The organism is Nocardia sp. NBC_01329, from assembly GCF_035956715.1.
Taxonomy (GTDB): Bacteria; Actinomycetota; Actinomycetes; order Mycobacteriales; family Mycobacteriaceae; genus Nocardia.
Window position 1 is genome coordinate 1,114,323 of record NZ_CP108381.1, and the last position, 16,812, is coordinate 1,131,134.

The following is a 16,812-nucleotide window of genomic DNA, read 5'->3' on the forward strand; positions in this document are numbered from 1 at the left end:
GATCACCGCATGCAGGTAACCGCTCTCGTCTGGGGAATCACCATCGCGGTGATCCTCGGGTTGTTCGTCTTCGACTTCTTCGCCCATGTGCGTACCCCGCACGAACCGACTTTCCGTGAATCCGGTTTCTGGTCCGCCGTGTACATCGGCTTGGCCCTGGCCTTCGGCGGGGTGATCGCGTGGAAATGGGGCGGAACCTTCGCCGGTGAGTACTACGCCGGTTTCGTCACCGAGAAAGCACTCTCGGTGGACAACCTGTTCATCTTCCTGATCATCATGTCCACCTTCGCGGTGCCCCGGATCTACCAGCAGAAAGTGCTGCTCATCGGCATCGTGGTGGCACTCGCCATGCGCGGTGTCTTCATCGCCGTGGGCGCCGCCGCGATCGGCGCCTTCAGCTGGGTCTTCTACCTGTTCGGCCTTTTCCTCGTCTACACCGCGGTCAACCTCGTCAAGGAGAGCGGCCACGAGGTCGAAGAGGAACAGAAACGCGACAGCCGCATCGTCGCACTCACCAAACGCCTGCTGCCCACGACCGAGACCTACGACGGCGACAAACTGGTCACCCGCGTCGACGGCCGCCGAACGGTGACCCCGATGCTGCTCGCCCTGCTGGCCATCGGTTTCGCCGACCTGCTGTTCGCGCTGGATTCGATCCCGGCCATCTACGGCCTCACCGAAGAGCCCTACATCGTCTTCACCGCGAACGCGTTCGCGCTGATGGGCCTGCGTCAGCTCTACTTCCTGATCGGGGGACTGCTCGACCGACTGGTCTACCTGTCCTACGGTCTGGCGGCCATCCTGGCCTTCATCGGCGTCAAACTGGTGCTGCACGCGCTGCACGAGAACACCCTGCCGTTCATCAACGGCGGTGAACACGTCAGCGTCCCGGAGATCTCCACCGTGCTGTCGCTGTCGGTGATCCTCGGCATCCTGGTGGTCGCGACCGTCGCCAGCCTGTTGCGTACCCGCGGGCAGGCTCGGCCGAAGTCGGCGTCGGGGTCCGGCGAGTAGCGCCGGGCGCGCCCCGTCCGGGTCGGTTTCCGGGCGGGGCCGCGGCGATCAGTCGGCGAGTACTCCGAGGACAGGCTGCCACTCGACCGCCCGCACGTCGTCGATCAGCTTCTCCTGAGCGAACGGGTCCTGCGTCAGCAGATCCTGTAGTGCCGCGTCGTCGGCCGCGCGGAACAGCAACAGTGCGCCGGACCCGTCCGGATACGGCCCGCTGGTGACCAGGGCACCCTCGGCCAGCCGGTCGGCCAGCCATGCGCGGTGACGCGGGCGATGAGTATCGCGGGCGGGCACGGTGGCTTCGGAATAGACGTAGTGAACAGCGAAGAGAGGCACCGGTCGACTCTAGTGCGCGGCCCGCGCGCACCGGGCCGGTGAAACCGTCCCGGCCCGGACGCCGATCAGGGACGCCGCGGCGATCCTCACAGCGTGAGCAGCATCCGGGTATTGCCGAGGGTGTTCGGTTTCACATAGCTGAGGTCCAGGAACTCCGCTACGCCGGTGTCGTAGGACCGGCACATCTCCGCATAGACCTCCGCGGTTACCGGGGTGCCTTCGATCTCCGCGAAACCGTGCCGGGCGAAGAAGTCGACCTCGAAGGTGAGTACGAACAACCGCCGCAGTTCCAGCTCGCGGGCCACGATCACCAACTGCTCCACGATGAGTTTGCCCACACCGTGGCCCTTGACCTCCGGGTGTACCGCGACTGTGCGGACTTCGCCGAGATCGGCCCACAGCACGTGCAGCGCACCACAGCCCACTACCCGGTCGCCGAGTTCGGCCACCCAGAACTCCTGCACCGATTCGTACAGGTTGACGAGGTTCTTCTCCAGCAGAATACGACCCGCGTACACATCGATGAGCGATTTGATCGCCGGGACGTCCGAGGTGCGGGCGCGACGCACCCGCACGATGGCGGTCTGCGTACCGGGCGCATCGCCGGCCGAACCACTCAGTGGTCCCCGTGAGGTCATGGGGTGCACAGTAGTCGGCCGGGCTACCGATAGTCTGAGTGTGTGCCGCAGACTCCGCCCTCCCGCTCGACCCTGCGCGCCTGTCCCGGCGCCGCAGCACAAGGGCGGCCATGAGCGTGCACCCCGAGGAGATGGATCGGCGTCTCGCCGTGCCCGGGCCACTGCGGGGCGGCCTCGTCCCGGCGCCCGCCGAATCGGCGGTCCCGCTGCTGAATATCGCCAACATCCTCACCATGATCAGGATCGCGCTGGTACCGCTGTTCGTACTGGCGCTGTTCGCCGGCGGCGGGGACCAGGCCGAATGGCGGATCACCGCGACCGTGCTGTTCGCGCTCGCTGCCGTCACCGACCGATTCGACGGCCAGCTGGCCCGCAAGTACGGTCTCGTCACCGATTTCGGAAAACTGGCCGACCCCATCGCCGACAAGGCTCTCATCGGTTCGGCGCTCATCGGGCTCTCACTGCTGGGAGATCTGCCGTGGTGGATGACGATCGTCATCTGCGCGCGCGAGATCGGGGTCACCCTACTGCGGCTGGCTGTGGTCCGCCGAGGGGTCATCCCGGCCGGTCGCGGCGGAAAACTCAAAACACTCGTCCAGTCGGTGGCCATCGGAGTCCTGCTGCTCCCATTGTCGGGCGGCTTCGCGACGGCGGGAATGACGCTGATGTGGATCGCGTTGGTGCTGACAGTGGTAACAGGGCTGGACTATGTCGGCCAGGCCGCCAGGTTATGGCTGGCCGGACCCCACCGAACCCGCGGATGACCGCCGAGCAGGCGGGACCACTGACCGCCGGGAGCGCCGCCACCGAACTGGTCGCCGCCCTGCGGGACAGCGGCCGGACCGTCGCCACCGCCGAATCGCTCACCGCGGGCCTGGTATCTGCCACGATCGCCGGGGTGCCCGGTGCCAGTGCAGTGCTGCGCGGCGGACTCGTGGTGTACGCGACCGACCTCAAACACAGTCTCGCCGGGGTCGACGAGGAGGTGCTCACCAGCGAGGGCCCGGTGGCGGCGAGTACCGCGCAACAGCTCGCGGTCGGTGCCCGGATCCGCTGCGGCGCCGATTGGGGAATCGGGCTCACGGGAGTTGCCGGACCCGACCCGCAGGACGGCGTCGAGGTCGGCATCGTCTTCCTCGGAATCGCCGGTCCCGGGCATACCGAGGTGATGCGGTTGAAACTCTCCGGCGACCGGTGGAATATCAGGGTCACAGCGGCACACGCAGCAGTACAGGAATTGTTGCGGTGCGTACGGGGCGGATCACCCATCCGGTGAGCAGTTCCGTAGCCGGCCCGGGAACCCGCGGGGCCGGTTCCGACGTTGTGCGAAGAGAGATCCGCGTGCGTGCCGTGGGCTGCGGCATATGAGGGCGAAGAGCCTACCGGGAGAAGGAGAACTCGATGACGCTGCTGCGAGAAGCGATCGGGGACAGTCTGCGGCGTGCGCGCCTCGCCCAGAGCCGGACCCTGCGTGAAGTATCCACCTCGGCGCGGGTGAGCCTGGGTTACCTCTCCGAGGTCGAGCGTGGCCGCAAGGAGGCTTCCAGCGAACTGCTGGCTGCCATCTGCGAGGCGCTCGACGTCCCGCTGTCGCGAGTGCTGTGGGATGTGAGCACCGCGATCGCGGGCGAGGACCTGCCCGTAACCGCCGCCTCGGCCGCCGAACCGGCCGAGACCACCGCGGTCCCCGAGCCTGTCGAGGCGGCTACCGAACCCGCCCCCGCAACGTCGGGTGTCGCCACGGCGTCGGCTGCCGGGACCCGCACGCAGGTCGACGGGGATACCAGGATCGTCATTCCCGCGCCCACCAACGGACCGCTGGTGCTGGTCGAAGCCGCCTGACCGGTTATAGCGGTGGTATATCCGATCGTGACAATGCGCGCGACATACGAGAGCGGATAGATTCGTATGTATGCGTCGGCGCGGGCCGCTCTCGGCGAGACGCGGCATCGTTCGGTGGCCGGTGCCCGGCACCGCATGGTGGAGGATAGGCATGTATCGAGTGCGTGACGGTCGCGCACTCCGAGTCGCCCAGGCGGCACAGCAGATGGAGGCGGGATCAACCGATGGCTAATCCGTTCACGAAGGCCTGGAAATACCTGATGGCCCTCTTCGACTCCAAGATCGAAGAGCACGCGGATCCGAAGGTCCAGATTCAGCAGGCTATCGAAGAGGCCCAGCGTCAGCACCAGGCCCTGTCCCAGCAGGCTGCCTCGGTGATCGGAAACCAGCGTCAGCTGGAGATGAAACTGAACCGGCAGCTCGATGAGGTCGAGAAGCTCAACGCCAATGCCCGCCAGGCCGTCGTCCTCGCCGACCAGGCCAATGCCGCGGGCGATGCCGAGAAGGCGATCCAGTACACCAACGCCGCCGAAGCGTTCGCCGCGCAGCTGGTCACCGCCGAACAGTCGGTCGAGGACTTGAAGGTGCTGCACGACCAGTCGCTGCAGGCTGCCGCACAGGCCAAGAAAGCGGTCGAGCAGAACGCGATGCTGCTGCAGCAGAAGGTTGCCGAGCGCACCAAACTGCTCAGCCAGCTCGAACAGGCCAAGATGCAGGAGCAGGTCAGCGCCTCCCTGCAGCAGATGGACAGCACCCTGTCCGCTCCCGGCAGCGTGCCCAGCCTGGACGCGGTGCGGGAGAAGATCGAACGCCGCTACGCCACCGCGCTCGGATCCGCCGAACTCGCCCAGAACACCGTCCAGGGGCGCATGCTCGAAGTTCAGCAGGCCAGCGTCCAGATGGCCGGGCACAGCAGGCTCGAACAGATCAGGGCTTCCATGCGCGGCGATTCGCTGCCCGCCGGGAACACCAATTCTGCGATCGATGCCGGTAAATCCGCGACCGAACCCGCACAGCCACAACCACAGATGAACAAGGGTCAGACCGCGCAGCAGTAGCGGATCCACCGAGTTCGGCGAGGACAGCGATGAAGTCTGACAGGCCCCGATTCCCGACCGAGCCGCGGGCGTTCGCCCGTGCCTGGCCCGAGATGCAGCCGCAGGCCGCCTACGTCGCCGACACTCTGCGTGAAGCCGGAGAGAACGCGCTCGGCGCGGTCCGCCGCTGGGCCGATCCGCGTGAACGCGAACTCCGTCGGCGCCGGCGCGCCCGTCGGCGCAGCATCGGTCTCGGCACGGCCTCCGGTCTCACCACCGCTGGAGCGGTCGGGCTGGTGATTCTGTCCGCCCCTGCCTGGGCAGTCTTGGTGATCGGCGGTGGTGCCGTCGCCCTGGTCACCGGCGCCGCTCTGAGTACCCGCCGTTATCTGCGGTTGCGGCGGGTCCCGCTGCCGCTGGCCGGATACGTCCCGCGCAAACTCCCCGCTGCCCGCTCTGCGGCCCGTCCCGCCGTGGATCGTCTGGCGCGCGCCGAACGGACGTTGCACGAAGTGGCCGGTCAGATCGCGCGCTCCCGGCGTCTCCCAGCCGACGAACTGGAGGATCTGGTGGCCACCGCCGGATCCGGCGCCGCCGCGCTCAGCGCGCTCGCCGCCGATATCGCCACCATGGAAGGTGCGATCCGCACCCTCGGCGGCGGCGCTGCCGAGATCGCCGACGCGGCCGACGTCCACCGGCTCCGCGGAACACTGGATTCGATCGTCGCCCGGCTCGACGGCGGCGTCGCCGAATACGAGCAGGTGGTCGCGGCGGCCACCCGGGTCCTCGCGGTCGACGAAACAGGCGCCCTCCGCTACGAGTTCGACGGGATCGTCGCCGATCTGCGCGATGCCGCGGACCGGATGGACGGCTGGGCGCAGGCGCTCACCGAACTCGCCGACCGGGCCCCCGAATCCATGCTGCCGCCGGCCGTCGGTGAGGCCGCACGGCAGCCGCCCATGGCGGCGGCGCACCACCGCCGAGCACGTCCGTAGCTCCCTCAGGGACAACCCTGATCTTCCCCGGATATTGATTCTCACCTGGTGATTTCCCGCTGCGGCAGTGTCATGCTCGAAACAGGGGACAACCGCTGGGAGGCACAAATGCTGTGGAAGATCATCGGCGTTGTCGCCGTCGTCTGGATCGCGCTGGCGGTGATCGGCGCACTGATCAAAGGACTGTTCCCGATCCTGGTGATCAGCGCCGTGGTGTTCGGGCTGTATCTGCTCTACAAGGCGATCGCCGGATCGGACGACCACACGGTCACCAAGGTCTGATCGCCCCATGCGTCCACGCAGCCGGATTACCCTCCACTGGAAGGTAATCCGGCTTTGCCGTGTCAAAGGGGTAGTGCTTGAATGACGCCATGAAGCACCTTCCGGAAGACTGGCAGCGCGCAGTGGTGATCGTCGCCCACCCCGACGATATCGAGTACGGAGTTTCCGCTGCGGTCGCCCGCTGGACCGGCCAGGGCAAGGACATCCGGTATGTGCTGGTGACCTCGGGGGAAGCGGGAATCGCCGGTATGCCTCCCGCGGAGACCCGGCCGTTGCGGGAAGCCGAGGAACGCGCCTCGGCTGCTGTCGTGGGGGTTCGCGAGGTGGAGTTCCTCGGCCACCCCGACGGCCGGATCGAAGCAGGCCCCGCCCTGCGGCGCGACCTTGCCGCCGCCATTCGCCGCCACCGACCGGAACTGGTAGTACTCGGGCATTTCGGGGAGACCTGGGCGCCCGGATTCGTCAACAGCGCCGATCATCGTGCCGTGGGCCGGTCGGCCCTGGATGCGGTCTCCGATGCCGGCAACGAATGGATTTTCCCCGATCTCACCGATCAGCCGCCGTGGACCGCCCGCTGGGCGGCGGTGGCTGTTCCCTCCGGTGCCACCCACGCCGTGGACGTCACCGCCACGGTCCCCGCGGCCGAAGCGTCACTGGCCGAACACCGGCGCTACCTGGAGGTGCTGAGTCCGGAACCGGTGCACGACCAGGTACGCGCGGTGATGACGTTGGCGACGCGGCCACTGGACGGGTTCGACGCCGAACGCGCCGTCGGATTCGAACTGTTCACCTTCGCCGGTTGAGCTGTGTCGATCGCCGCGATCTGATGCGGGGTTCTGCCGGGGGCGGGGAATGAGATATCGGCGGTGACCATCGGCTCGACCCCCCCGCGGCCGGCCTCGGGCTACTCCCGGCCGCCGACCCCGGCAACGGCTGTGCGCTGGTTGCGTGGCAGGCTGAGTGGATGCGAGTGGCTGTTGTCGCCGGTCCCGATCCGGGCCATGCGTTTCCCGCTATCGCTCTGTGCCTGCGCTTCCGGGACGCGGGCGACGATCCTGTTCTCTTCACCGGGCCCCGCTGGTTCGAGGCCGCACGGGCGGCCGGTATCGGGGTGCGCCGGCTGAAAGGCCTGGCGCCCAGGCCGACCGACGACGACGGTGACGCCGGTGCCCGGATCCATCAACGGGCCGCCTATATTTCGACCGAGATCCTGCCCGAACTCGGAGCGATGTTGCCGGAACTGGTTGTGTCGGATGTGCTCACCGCGGGCGGCGGTCTGGCTGCCGAGCGGCTGCGGGTGCCATGGGTCGAGCTCTCGCCGCACCCGCTCTACCTGCCCTCGAGAGGTCTGCCACCCATCGGGAGCGGGCTCGCGCCGGGCGCCGGGGTGCGCGGACGTGCGCGGGATTCGGTGCTGCGGATGTTCACCGCTCGCGCGGTGCGGACCGGGCTACGGCAACGGGAGACCGCCAGGGCCGGGGTGGGTCTGCCGGCGCCCGATCCGGGACCGGCCGCGCGGCTGATCGCGACCTTGCCCGCGCTGGAGGTGTCGCGTCCGGACTGGCCGGCCGAAGCCGAACTGGTCGGACCGCTGCTGTGGGAGCCCACCGAGCGGCAGCTGGAGCTGCCGCCCGGGGACGAGCCCCTGGTGGTCGTGGCGCCGTCCACCGCGCACACCGGGGTGGCGGGGATGGCGGAGACGGTGCTCGAAGCGTTGGACGGGACCGGCCTCCGAGTAGCGATCTCCATGCTCGACGAGCCGCCGCGGTCGTTGCCGCAATGGGCTACCGCAGGTCTCGGGCGACAGGATGAACTGCTCACCCATGCCGCGGTGGTGGTCGGCGGCGGGGGGCACGGACTGCTGGCGAAATCACTGTCCGCGGGAGTGCCCGTGGTGACCGTGCCCGGTGGCGGTGACCAGTGGGAGCTCGCCAATCGCGCCCAACGCCAGGGTTCTTCGCTGCTGGTCCGGCCGCTCACCGCGGCGGCCGTGCGCGAGGCGGTGCTGCGCGTACTGGCCGAACCGGGTTTCACCGAGGCGTCCCGGGCGGCCGCCGCCGGGGCCGCCTCGGTGGCCGACCCGGTAGGGATCTGTCACCGGGTGCTCGATTCGGTGCGGACGCACTGACCGCCGCCGTGGCCGCGGCGGAGAGTGCGGGTAACTTGTGCACGGTGCGGTTGACGGAATTCCAGGAACTCATGCACACCGAATTCGGCGTGGCTCGTGGCGACACCCTGCTCAACGATCACGTGATCCTCGCGCTGGACGGCCGGACCGGTGCCGCCGCCATCGAAGCCGGTGTCGATCCTCGCGAGGTATGGCGCGCCCTCTGCGCCGAATTCGATGTCCCGCGTGCGCGGTGGTGAATCGGACCTGCCGGCGGGCGGATCAGCAGCGTATCCACGAGCCCCGGCCGGAAGGCGATGTGACCGGACTACCGCGGTGGTGAACCGGCGCGACGCGCGGAACAGTAGCTTGACTCGAACATTTGTTCGTCTAGGCTGATGCCGGAACTTGTCGGTGCCGACCTCTACTGTGGGCGCCAACCACACCACCCACCTACCACCCGGTGAAAAGGGGAGTCACGATGGCGCCACAGCCCTATGACCGCGACAAAGCGCTCGAACTCGCGCTCGCGCAGGTCGAGAAGAGTTTCGGCAAGGGGGCGGTGATGCGCCTCGGCGAGGAGGCTCGGCAGCCGATCTCGGTGATTCCGACCGGTTCCATCGCGCTCGACGTCGCACTGGGCATCGGCGGTCTGCCGCGCGGCCGGGTCGTCGAGATCTACGGCCCGGAATCGTCCGGTAAGACCACGGTCGCCCTGCACGCGGTCGCCAATGCGCAGGCTGCCGGTGGTGTCGCTGCCTTCATCGACGCCGAACACGCGCTCGACCCCGATTACGCTGCCAAGCTCGGCGTAGATACCGACGCGTTGCTGGTCTCCCAGCCGGATACCGGTGAGCAGGCCCTGGAAATCGCCGATATGCTGGTCCGCTCCGGCGCCATCGACATCATCGTCATCGACTCGGTGGCCGCCCTGGTGCCCCGCGCCGAGATCGAAGGCGAAATGGGTGACAGTCACGTCGGCCTGCAGGCTCGCCTGATGAGCCAGGCGCTGCGCAAGATGACCAGTGCGCTGAACAATTCCGGCACCACCGCCGTCTTCATCAACCAGTTGCGCGAGAAGATCGGTGTCATGTTCGGTTCCCCCGAAACGACCACGGGCGGAAAGGCACTCAAATTCTACGCGTCCGTGCGGCTCGATGTGCGCCGTATCGAAACGCTGAAGGACGGCAGCGACGCGGTGGGTAACCGGACTCGGGTCAAGGTCGTGAAGAACAAGGTTTCGCCGCCGTTCAAACAGGCCGAATTCGATATTCTGTACGGTCACGGAATTTCGAAGGAGGGTTCGCTGATCGATATGGGCGTGGAACACGGATTTATTCGTAAATCCGGTTCCTGGTACACCTACGAAGGCGATCAGCTCGGGCAGGGCAAGGAGAACGCCCGGAAATTCCTCCTGGAGAACACCGATATCCGGGACGAGGTCGAGAAGAAGATCAAGGAAAAGCTGGGGATCGGTGCGGATGTGACCGCGACGGAAGAAGAGACCCCGGCCGATTTCTGACCCGATGGGCGAACGGGCAGGGGCGCCTGCCGAGACTACCGATCCGGTGGCGCAGATGCAGCGCCGACTCGACGAACTCCTGGCGGCCGGTGGCGTAGCTTCCGGTTCCGCTCGGAGTCCACGGCCGGACGAGCCCGATCCGCAGCGGGCTCGTCCGGCCGGCTCCGAGGCACCGGATCGATCGTCGGCCGATCGGCGGAGCGATTCTCGCGAGCTCGGCGGTGGCGATTCCGGAGGGAGCTTCGAACAGGCGAAAGAGGCCTGCCTGCGGTTATTGGCTGTCCGTGCGCGCAGTCGAGCGGAGCTCGCGCAGCGGCTGTCCGGCAAAGGACATACACCCGAGGTGAGCCATCAGGTACTCGACCGGCTGGCCGAGGCCGGACTGATCGACGATGCCGATTTCGCGCGACAATGGGTACAGCAACGCCACGGTTTCTCCGGAAAGGGTCGGCGTGCTCTGGAACAGGAGCTGCGGCGCAAAGGGGTATCGCAAGAGGATTCCGCGGCCGCGCTGGAGACCGTGACGGCCGACGACGAATACGAGCGCGCCACCGAGCTGGTGCGGCGCAAGCTGCGAAGCTTGCCGACAGGCCTGGATCGAGAGAAGGCCATCCGGCGGCTGGTCGGGATGCTGGCCCGCCGCGGTTACGGGCATTCCGTGGCCTATGCGGTGGTCAAAGCCGAATGGGACGGGTCCGGCGGAGTCGGGGACGAGGACGCTCCGCCGGATTGATCGGCGCCGGAAGTGCGTGGAGACGATATCGGCGAGATCCGATCGGTGCCCATCTCACTGTGCCCGGCTCGTTCGACCGGGCACAGTGATGGGACTACTTGGTGATATCCACCCCGGGTACGGCGTCCCCGATCACCGAATCGGCCGCGACGACGGTGCCGCCACGTTTGCGGCGTCCGGACCGCAACCGCTTCTCCAGCCAGGTGGCGGTCGTGGAGAGCAGCACATTCAGCACGATCATGATGATGGCGACCACGATGAGCGCGGGGATCGTGTTCGATTCCGCGGCACCGAGTTGTTGGGCGCTTCGAACGACCTCCTCGTAGGTGATCACGTAGCCCAGCGCCGAATCCTTCAGCGCGACCACCATCTGGGAGATCAAGGCCGGCAGCATCGCAGTGATCGCCTGCGGGAGCAGGATGAGCCGCATGAGCTGACCCTTGCGCAGGCCGAGCGCCACACCTGCTTCCGTCTGTCCCTTGGGCAGTGACAGGATTCCGGCCCGCACGATTTCGGCGATCACCGACCCGTTGTAGATGGTCAGTGCGGTGACAACGGCGCCCAACGCCAGGTACTCGGATTCGAAGAGGTCGTATTCGGAGTACAGCGCGAACAGGAAGATCATCAGGATCAGCACCGGGACGGCGCGGGCGATCTCGACGAGCGTGCCCGCGGTCCAGCGCACCCAGCGGTGATCCGAGAGCCGGGCGATACCGAAGATCATGCCGATGACCAGCGCGAAGACGATGGAAAGCAGCGCGGCTACCACTGTTCCGCGCAGGCCGGGCAGGATATAGGTGCTCCAGACCGCCCCGTCCAGGAACGGTTCCCATTTCTCGGCCGTGAATTGCCCTTTGTCGGCGAAGCCGCGATAGACGAACCAGCCCGCGGCCGCGACCACCGCGAATACCAGAACCGAGTAGACGATATTGCGGACGCGGGCGGCAGGTCCCGGGGCGTCATAGAGAACAGATGCCTCGCGTGTCATAGAGCCTCCCACGACTCGGTTCGATGCGGTCCGCGGAGGTCGGAGCGAAGGCGAAGGTATCGCAGTATCGAGCCTCCACGGATCAGGTTGATGCGGTCCGCGGAGGTCGGAGCGAAGGCGAAGGTATCGCAGAATCGCATAATCGAGGGCTCCCCCGAATCGGGTCGATGCGGTCCGCGGAGCCCGGAGCGAAGGCGGAGGTATCGCATCATCGAGCCTCCCACGTTTCGGGTTGATGCGGTCTCGCGGAGGCCGGAGCGAAGGCGAAGGTATCGCATCATCGGGCCACCTCGAATCGTTTGGCCAGATGTCCGAACAGCAGGCCGGCGGGCAGCGTGAGGATCACGAAGCCGAGCGTGAAGATCAGGCCGATGGCCAGCAGCGCCGCCTCGGTTTCGATCATGTTCTTCATCAGGAACGAAGCCTCGGCGACACTGATCGCGGAGGCGACCGTCGTGTTCTTGGTCAGCGCGATGAACACACTGCCCAACGGGGCTATCACTGAACGGAATGCCTGCGGCAACACGATGATCCGCAGGTTCTGCAGAAAGCTCAGACCCAGCGAGCGGCCGGCCTCGGACTGGCCCATCGGGACGGTGTTGATACCGGACCGGAGCGATTCACAGACGAATGCCGCGGTGTAGATACTGAGGCCGATGACTGCCCAGCGGAAATTGTTGTCGGCCAGCGAGGTGGGTCCCTCGGAAGCCAGGTTCATCCCGAGCGTCGAGTACAGGCCCAGCGAGCAGAACACCAGGATAAGGGTGAGCGGGGTATTGCGGAACACGGCGACGTAGGCCGTACCGGCCCAGCGGGCCACGGGGACCGGCGATACCCGCATTCCGGCGACGACGGTGCCCAGCACCAGGGAACCCACGGCCGAGAACAGGGTGAGTTTTATGGTCATCCAGAATGCTTCGAGCAGCTGGGTGTCGTATTCCGAGATCAAATCGAACACGGTGGTTGCGCGCCTCCGATCGGCGGGATGGGCCGGGATCGGAGGGCCGGATCGCGATGCGACCCGGCCCTCCGATGCGGTGGGTCAGTACCGGTCCACCTGGGGGGCCTGCGGGGTTGCGTAGCTCGCGGCCTTACCGACCGTTTCCTGGAAGGCGGTGTCCCAGGCGCCCGAGCTGATCATTTCCTCGATCGCGTCGTTGATCTTGTTGCGGGTGTCCTGATCGCCCTTCTTCAGGCCGATCCCGTAGTTCTCCGTGGTGAACTTATCGCCGACGACCTTGTATTTGCCCGGTGACTGCGATGCGTAACCGGCGAGAATGATGTCGTCCGTGGTCACCGCCGCGACGGCACCGCTGTTGAGACCTTCGAGGCACAGCGAGTAGGTGTCGTAGGTCTGCAGCTGGGTATCGGGGTACTTCTCCTTTATGTTCTGGGCGGGCGTGGCGCCGGTCACCGAGCACACCGTCTTACCTTTGAGGCTCTCCGGACCGGTGATCTCGTTGTTGTCGGCCCGCACCAGCAGGCTCTGGCCCGCGACGTAGTAGGGGCCGGCGAAATCGACCTTCTCCTTGCGTGCGTCGGTGATCGAGTAGGTGCCGACCACGAAATCGACCTGTCCGTTCTCGATCAGGGTCTCGCGCTGCGCGGAGGGGGCCTCCTTGAAGGTGATGCTGTCCGGCTGGACGCCGAGCTCGGCGGCCACGTACTTGGCCACTTCGATATCGAAGCCGCTATAGGTCCCGTCGGTATTACGCAGACCCAGCCCGGGCTGATCGAATTTTATGCCGATGGTGAGCTCGCCTTCCTCGGCGTTCTCCAGCGCGGTCTTATCGCTGCCGCCGCCACAGGCCGCGGTGGTGGCAGCGGTGACGGCCACAGCGACGGCGCCGACCGCGATACGGAGTGCTCGATTGATCCTCATCGGTTTCCTTCCCTCATCTCCTCGACGGCGCGATGCCCTCGAGTTTGTGCCTGTCTATCCGCCGGACAGATTCAGTGACTGAGAATCTTGCCCAGGAAGTCCTTGGCACGATCGGACTTCGGTGCGCTGAAGAATGTCTCCGGGTCGGTGTCCTCCACGACCTGGCCGTCGGCCATGAACAGCACCCGGTCGCCGGCACGGCGGGCGAAGCCCATCTCATGGGTGACCACCAGCATGGTCATCCCCTCTTTGGCCAGCGAAACCATCACGTCGAGTACCTCGTTGACCATTTCCGGGTCCAGCGCCGAGGTGGGCTCGTCGAACAGCATCACTTTGGGGTTCATGGCCAGTGCCCGGGCGATGGCGACCCGCTGCTGCTGCCCGCCGGAGAGTTGGGCGGGGTACTTGTCGGCCTGGTTGGCGATACCGACCCGTTCCAGCAGTTCCATGGCGCGCCGGCGGGCCTCGTCCTTCTTGGTCCCGCGGACCTTCAACGGCGCGAGCATGACGTTCTCCACGATCGTCTTGTGCGCGAAGAGGTTGAACGACTGGAAGACCATTCCGACATCGGCGCGCAGGGCGGCGAGGGCGCGCCCCTCGGCGGGCAGTGGCACCCCGTCGACGCTGATCTCGCCGGAATCGATCGGCTCCAGCCGGTTGATGGTGCGGCAGAGTGTCGACTTCCCGGAGCCCGACGGCCCGAGCACGATGACGACCTGCCCACGGGGCACCTCGAGGTTGATATCGCGCAGCACGTGCAGGGCACCGAAGTGCTTGTCGACGGCGCGTAGGGTGATCATGGGCGGAGCGGTGGTGTCGCCGGCCGCCCCGGGCGCGTCGGCGTCGGTGTCGGTCATGGGACTGACCTTAAGCCGAAATTCCGGTTTTGCGAGCCTTTCGGCGACACACCCCGACGCCACGCCGCGCCGAAATTCGGGTTTAATCCGCTGGTAATACGCCGTAATCCGTTCGCTCGTCCGGGATTTGCCTGCCTCAGGCGCCGAAACAAAGTGCCGGCGAAAATTTGCTGAAGCGCAGCCTTTTGTGAACTGCGCCACGGGGCGGTAGCCCCTCGGAATCGGCGTGTTGGAGCCCGGCGGCGGTCGCAGCGGCCGGAGGTGCGGATCTGCCGGGAAACGGTCGGACCCCGGCCCGTACTCTGGACGCGTGGATTCGATCGGACAGGTAGCGCTTCCCGCCGAGCTCGAGCCGGTGGGTGCGCGCAGTTACGAGGTCCGCACCTTCGGCTGCCAGATGAACGTGCACGATTCCGAACGCTTGTCCGGCCTGCTCGAGGATGCGGGCTACCGGAAGGCCGCGCCCGGCGCGACAGCCGACCTGGTGGTTTTCAACACCTGCGCGGTGCGGGAGAACGCGGACAACAAGCTGTACGGCACGCTGGGCCATCTCGCGCCGGTCAAGGCGTCCCGGCCCGGTATGCAGATCGCGGTCGGCGGCTGCCTCGCTCAGAAGGATCGCGATTCGGTGCTGAGCCGGGCACCCTGGGTGGACGTCGTGTTCGGCACGCACAACATCGGATCGCTACCGGTGCTGCTGGAGCGCGCCCGGCACAATGACGAAGCACAGGTCGAGATCCTGGAATCGCTCGAGGCGTTCCCGTCGAACCTGCCCGCCCGGCGCGAATCGGCCTACGCGGGCTGGGTCTCGATCTCGGTCGGCTGCAACAACACCTGCACCTTCTGCATCGTGCCCGCGCTGCGCGGCAAAGAGGTGGACCGGCGGCCCGGTGACATCCTGGCCGAAGTGCAGGCCCTCGTGGAGCAGGGTGTGCTGGAGGTGACCCTGCTCGGGCAGAACGTCAACGCCTACGGCGCCTCCTTCGCCGATCCCGAACAACCCCGCGACCGGGGTGCCTTCGCGAAACTGCTACGGGCCTGCGGTGGGATCGAAGGCTTGGAGCGGGTGCGCTTCACCTCCCCGCATCCGGCCGAGTTCACCGACGATGTCATCGAGGCGATGGCCGAGACCCCGAACGTCTGCCCGCAGCTGCACATGCCATTGCAGTCGGGTTCGGACCGCGTCCTGAAAGCCATGCGGCGGTCCTACCGGCAGGCGCGCTACCTGGGGATCATCGAGAAGGTTCGGGCCGCGATGCCACACGCCGCGATCACCACCGATATCATCGTCGGCTTCCCGGGGGAGACCGAGGAAGATTTCCAGCAGACCCTCGACGTGGTACGAGCGGCCCGCTTCACCAGCGCTTTCACCTTCCAGTACTCGCCGCGCCCGGGTACTCCGGCCGCGGAGATGGCCGAGCAGGTCCCCAAGAAGGTCGTGCAGGAGCGCTACGACCGGCTGATCGCGCTGCAGGAACAGGTCTGCCTGGAAGCCAACCGCGCTCTGGTCGGCACCGAGGTCGAACTGCTGGTGGCCGACGGCGCGGGTAAGAAGAACGCGGCGACAGCCCGGATGAGCGGCCGGGCCCGGGACGGGCGACTGGTGCATTTCCGTCCCGACGGAACCGCCGCACCGATTCGCCCGGGCGACCTGGTCACCGTCGAGGTGACCGGAGCGGCACCGCACCACCTGGTCGCGGACGCCGGGATCCGGGACCACCGCCGGACCCGGGCCGGTGACGCACACGAGGCCGGGACCACCCCGAAGACCGCTCCCATCGGTGTGGGGCTGGGGCTGCCGCGGATCGGGGCGCCCGCGGCGGAACCGGTCGCCTCGGGCTGTGCCTCCGGATGCGGGATATGAGCGGGACCGGGGACAAGGATCGCGGCGACCAGGACCGTTCGCCGGAGGAAGGCCGGGACTCGTTGCCGCCGGACGCGACGCCGGGAACCCCGGCCACGGGAGACGAATCGGGCGAGGGAGAAGAGGACGAAGTGAATCCGGCCGATACCGAGCAGTTCGAAGAATTCCGGGAAGACCTCGACGCCGTGGAACGCCGGATCGCCGGTGAGATCGACCCGGGTGTGCGGGCAATGGTTGTGGCGGTCGCGGTGTTCGCGCTGCTGGTCTCGCTGGTGCTACCCCATGCCGGTAGTGCGCGCGGCTTCGACGTTCTGCTCGGGTCCGAGGCCGCCACAGCCGAGCACATCGGTCTGCCGTCCCGGATCTTCGTCTGGTTCGTGCTGGTCTTCGGGATCGGGTTCTCATTGCTGGCCCTGATGACCCGGCGCTGGGTACTGGCGTGGATCGCCGTGGCCGGGTCGGCGATCGCGAGCGCGTTCGGGGTGTTCTCGATCTGGCACCGGCAGACCCCTGGGCTGAACAATTATGTGGGGGCCGGGCCGGGGATCGGGCTGATGCTGGGCACGCTCGCGATCATGGTGCTGACCTTCCACTGGGTGAAGGTCGTGTGGAGCCGGACCTCGCTGCAGCTGGCGGCGGAGGAACAGCGGCGGATCGCTGCGGCCCGCGACGAGGAACGGCAGCGGCGCGAACGGTTCGGCGAGGACTGAGACGGCAT

General features: G+C 67.0%; 20 protein-coding genes. 14 read left to right on the top strand and 6 right to left on the bottom strand.

Annotation, left to right across the window (positions count from 1 at the left end):
* Positions 1-9: 9 nt before the first annotated feature.
* On the top strand, positions 10-1,014 hold the full coding sequence (locus tag OG405_RS05245) for a TerC family protein (RefSeq protein ID WP_327150498.1): 1,005 nt from the start codon (positions 10-12) through the stop codon (positions 1,012-1,014).
* A gap of 48 nt (positions 1,015-1,062) precedes the next feature.
* Here OG405_RS05245 and OG405_RS05250 read toward each other — a convergent pair whose 3' ends face one another.
* Together OG405_RS05250 and OG405_RS05255 are read right to left on the bottom strand one after the other, a co-directional pair.
* A complete protein-coding gene (locus OG405_RS05250) occupies positions 1,063-1,347 on the bottom strand; it encodes a YciI family protein (RefSeq protein ID WP_327150499.1) in 285 nt (94 codons plus the stop codon).
* Positions 1,348-1,433: 86 nt separating this feature from the next.
* Positions 1,434-1,985, bottom strand: coding sequence for an amino-acid N-acetyltransferase (locus tag OG405_RS05255; protein ID WP_327150500.1), 552 nt, complete (start codon positions 1,983-1,985; stop codon positions 1,434-1,436).
* Between the two features lie 131 nt (positions 1,986-2,116).
* Between OG405_RS05255 and pgsA the strand changes: the two genes are divergently transcribed.
* The 11 genes from pgsA (at position 2,117) to recX (ending at position 10,503) form a co-directional block, all read left to right on the top strand.
* The gene (gene pgsA / locus OG405_RS05260; RefSeq protein WP_327152222.1) at positions 2,117-2,749 is read left to right on the top strand and encodes a CDP-diacylglycerol--glycerol-3-phosphate 3-phosphatidyltransferase; all 633 of its coding nucleotides are present in this window, start codon (positions 2,117-2,119) and stop codon (positions 2,747-2,749) included.
* Positions 2,746-3,261 (top strand): CinA family protein, encoded by a 516-nt coding sequence (locus OG405_RS05265; protein WP_327150501.1) that lies wholly within the window; start codon positions 2,746-2,748, stop codon positions 3,259-3,261. Before pgsA ends, OG405_RS05265 begins: the two co-directional genes overlap by 4 nt.
* A 125-nt stretch (positions 3,262-3,386) precedes the next feature.
* The gene (locus tag OG405_RS05270; protein ID WP_327150502.1) at positions 3,387-3,827 is read left to right on the top strand and encodes a helix-turn-helix domain-containing protein; all 441 of its coding nucleotides are present in this window, start codon (positions 3,387-3,389) and stop codon (positions 3,825-3,827) included.
* Positions 3,828-4,051: 224 nt separating this feature from the next.
* Positions 4,052-4,885, top strand: a complete 834-nt coding sequence (locus OG405_RS05275) for a PspA/IM30 family protein (RefSeq protein WP_327150503.1) — start codon at positions 4,052-4,054, stop codon at positions 4,883-4,885.
* Positions 4,886-4,914: 29 nt separating this feature from the next.
* Positions 4,915-5,859, top strand: a complete 945-nt coding sequence (pspM, locus tag OG405_RS05280) for a phage shock envelope stress response protein PspM (protein WP_327150504.1) — start codon at positions 4,915-4,917, stop codon at positions 5,857-5,859.
* Positions 5,860-5,931: 72 nt separating this feature from the next.
* Positions 5,932-6,141: a hypothetical protein gene (locus OG405_RS05285; RefSeq protein WP_327152632.1), complete on the top strand. Its 210-nt coding sequence runs from the start codon at positions 5,932-5,934 to the stop codon at positions 6,139-6,141.
* Between the two features lie 89 nt (positions 6,142-6,230).
* A complete protein-coding gene (locus tag OG405_RS05290; protein WP_327150505.1) occupies positions 6,231-6,944 on the top strand; it encodes a PIG-L deacetylase family protein in 714 nt (237 codons plus the stop codon).
* A 161-nt stretch (positions 6,945-7,105) separates the two neighbouring features.
* Entirely contained in the window at positions 7,106-8,269 is a 1,164-nt protein-coding gene (locus OG405_RS05295) for a glycosyltransferase (RefSeq protein WP_327150506.1), read from the top strand.
* A 44-nt stretch (positions 8,270-8,313) separates the two neighbouring features.
* Positions 8,314-8,508, top strand: a complete 195-nt coding sequence (locus OG405_RS05300) for a DUF3046 domain-containing protein (protein WP_327150507.1) — start codon at positions 8,314-8,316, stop codon at positions 8,506-8,508.
* A gap of 221 nt (positions 8,509-8,729) precedes the next feature.
* Positions 8,730-9,770: a recombinase RecA gene (recA, locus tag OG405_RS05305; RefSeq protein WP_327150508.1), complete on the top strand. Its 1,041-nt coding sequence runs from the start codon at positions 8,730-8,732 to the stop codon at positions 9,768-9,770.
* A 79-nt stretch (positions 9,771-9,849) separates the two neighbouring features.
* Entirely contained in the window at positions 9,850-10,503 is a 654-nt protein-coding gene (gene recX / locus OG405_RS05310) for a recombination regulator RecX (protein WP_327152223.1), read from the top strand.
* A gap of 94 nt (positions 10,504-10,597) precedes the next feature.
* Here recX and OG405_RS05315 read toward each other — a convergent pair whose 3' ends face one another.
* The 4 genes from OG405_RS05315 to OG405_RS05330 all read right to left on the bottom strand — a co-directional run bounded on the left by OG405_RS05315 (position 10,598) and on the right by OG405_RS05330 (position 14,173).
* Complete coding sequence (locus OG405_RS05315) at positions 10,598-11,491, bottom strand: amino acid ABC transporter permease (protein WP_327150509.1); 894 nt, start codon at positions 11,489-11,491, stop codon at positions 10,598-10,600.
* Positions 11,492-11,768: 277 nt separating this feature from the next.
* On the bottom strand, positions 11,769-12,398 hold the full coding sequence (locus tag OG405_RS05320) for an amino acid ABC transporter permease (protein WP_327152224.1): 630 nt from the start codon (positions 12,396-12,398) through the stop codon (positions 11,769-11,771).
* Positions 12,399-12,533: 135 nt separating this feature from the next.
* Complete coding sequence (locus tag OG405_RS05325; protein WP_327150510.1) at positions 12,534-13,373, bottom strand: glutamate ABC transporter substrate-binding protein; 840 nt, start codon at positions 13,371-13,373, stop codon at positions 12,534-12,536.
* A 71-nt stretch (positions 13,374-13,444) separates the two neighbouring features.
* On the bottom strand, positions 13,445-14,173 hold the full coding sequence (locus OG405_RS05330) for an amino acid ABC transporter ATP-binding protein (protein ID WP_327152225.1): 729 nt from the start codon (positions 14,171-14,173) through the stop codon (positions 13,445-13,447).
* 454 nt (positions 14,174-14,627) lie between these two features.
* Between OG405_RS05330 and miaB the strand changes: the two genes are divergently transcribed.
* On the top strand, positions 14,628-16,094 hold the full coding sequence (gene miaB / locus OG405_RS05335; RefSeq protein ID WP_327152226.1) for a tRNA (N6-isopentenyl adenosine(37)-C2)-methylthiotransferase MiaB: 1,467 nt from the start codon (positions 14,628-14,630) through the stop codon (positions 16,092-16,094).
* The gene (locus tag OG405_RS05340; RefSeq protein ID WP_442790664.1) at positions 16,091-16,804 is read left to right on the top strand and encodes an Rv2732c family membrane protein; all 714 of its coding nucleotides are present in this window, start codon (positions 16,091-16,093) and stop codon (positions 16,802-16,804) included. The genes miaB and OG405_RS05340 overlap by 4 nt, the downstream gene beginning before the upstream one ends.
* Positions 16,805-16,812 lie beyond the last annotated feature (8 nt).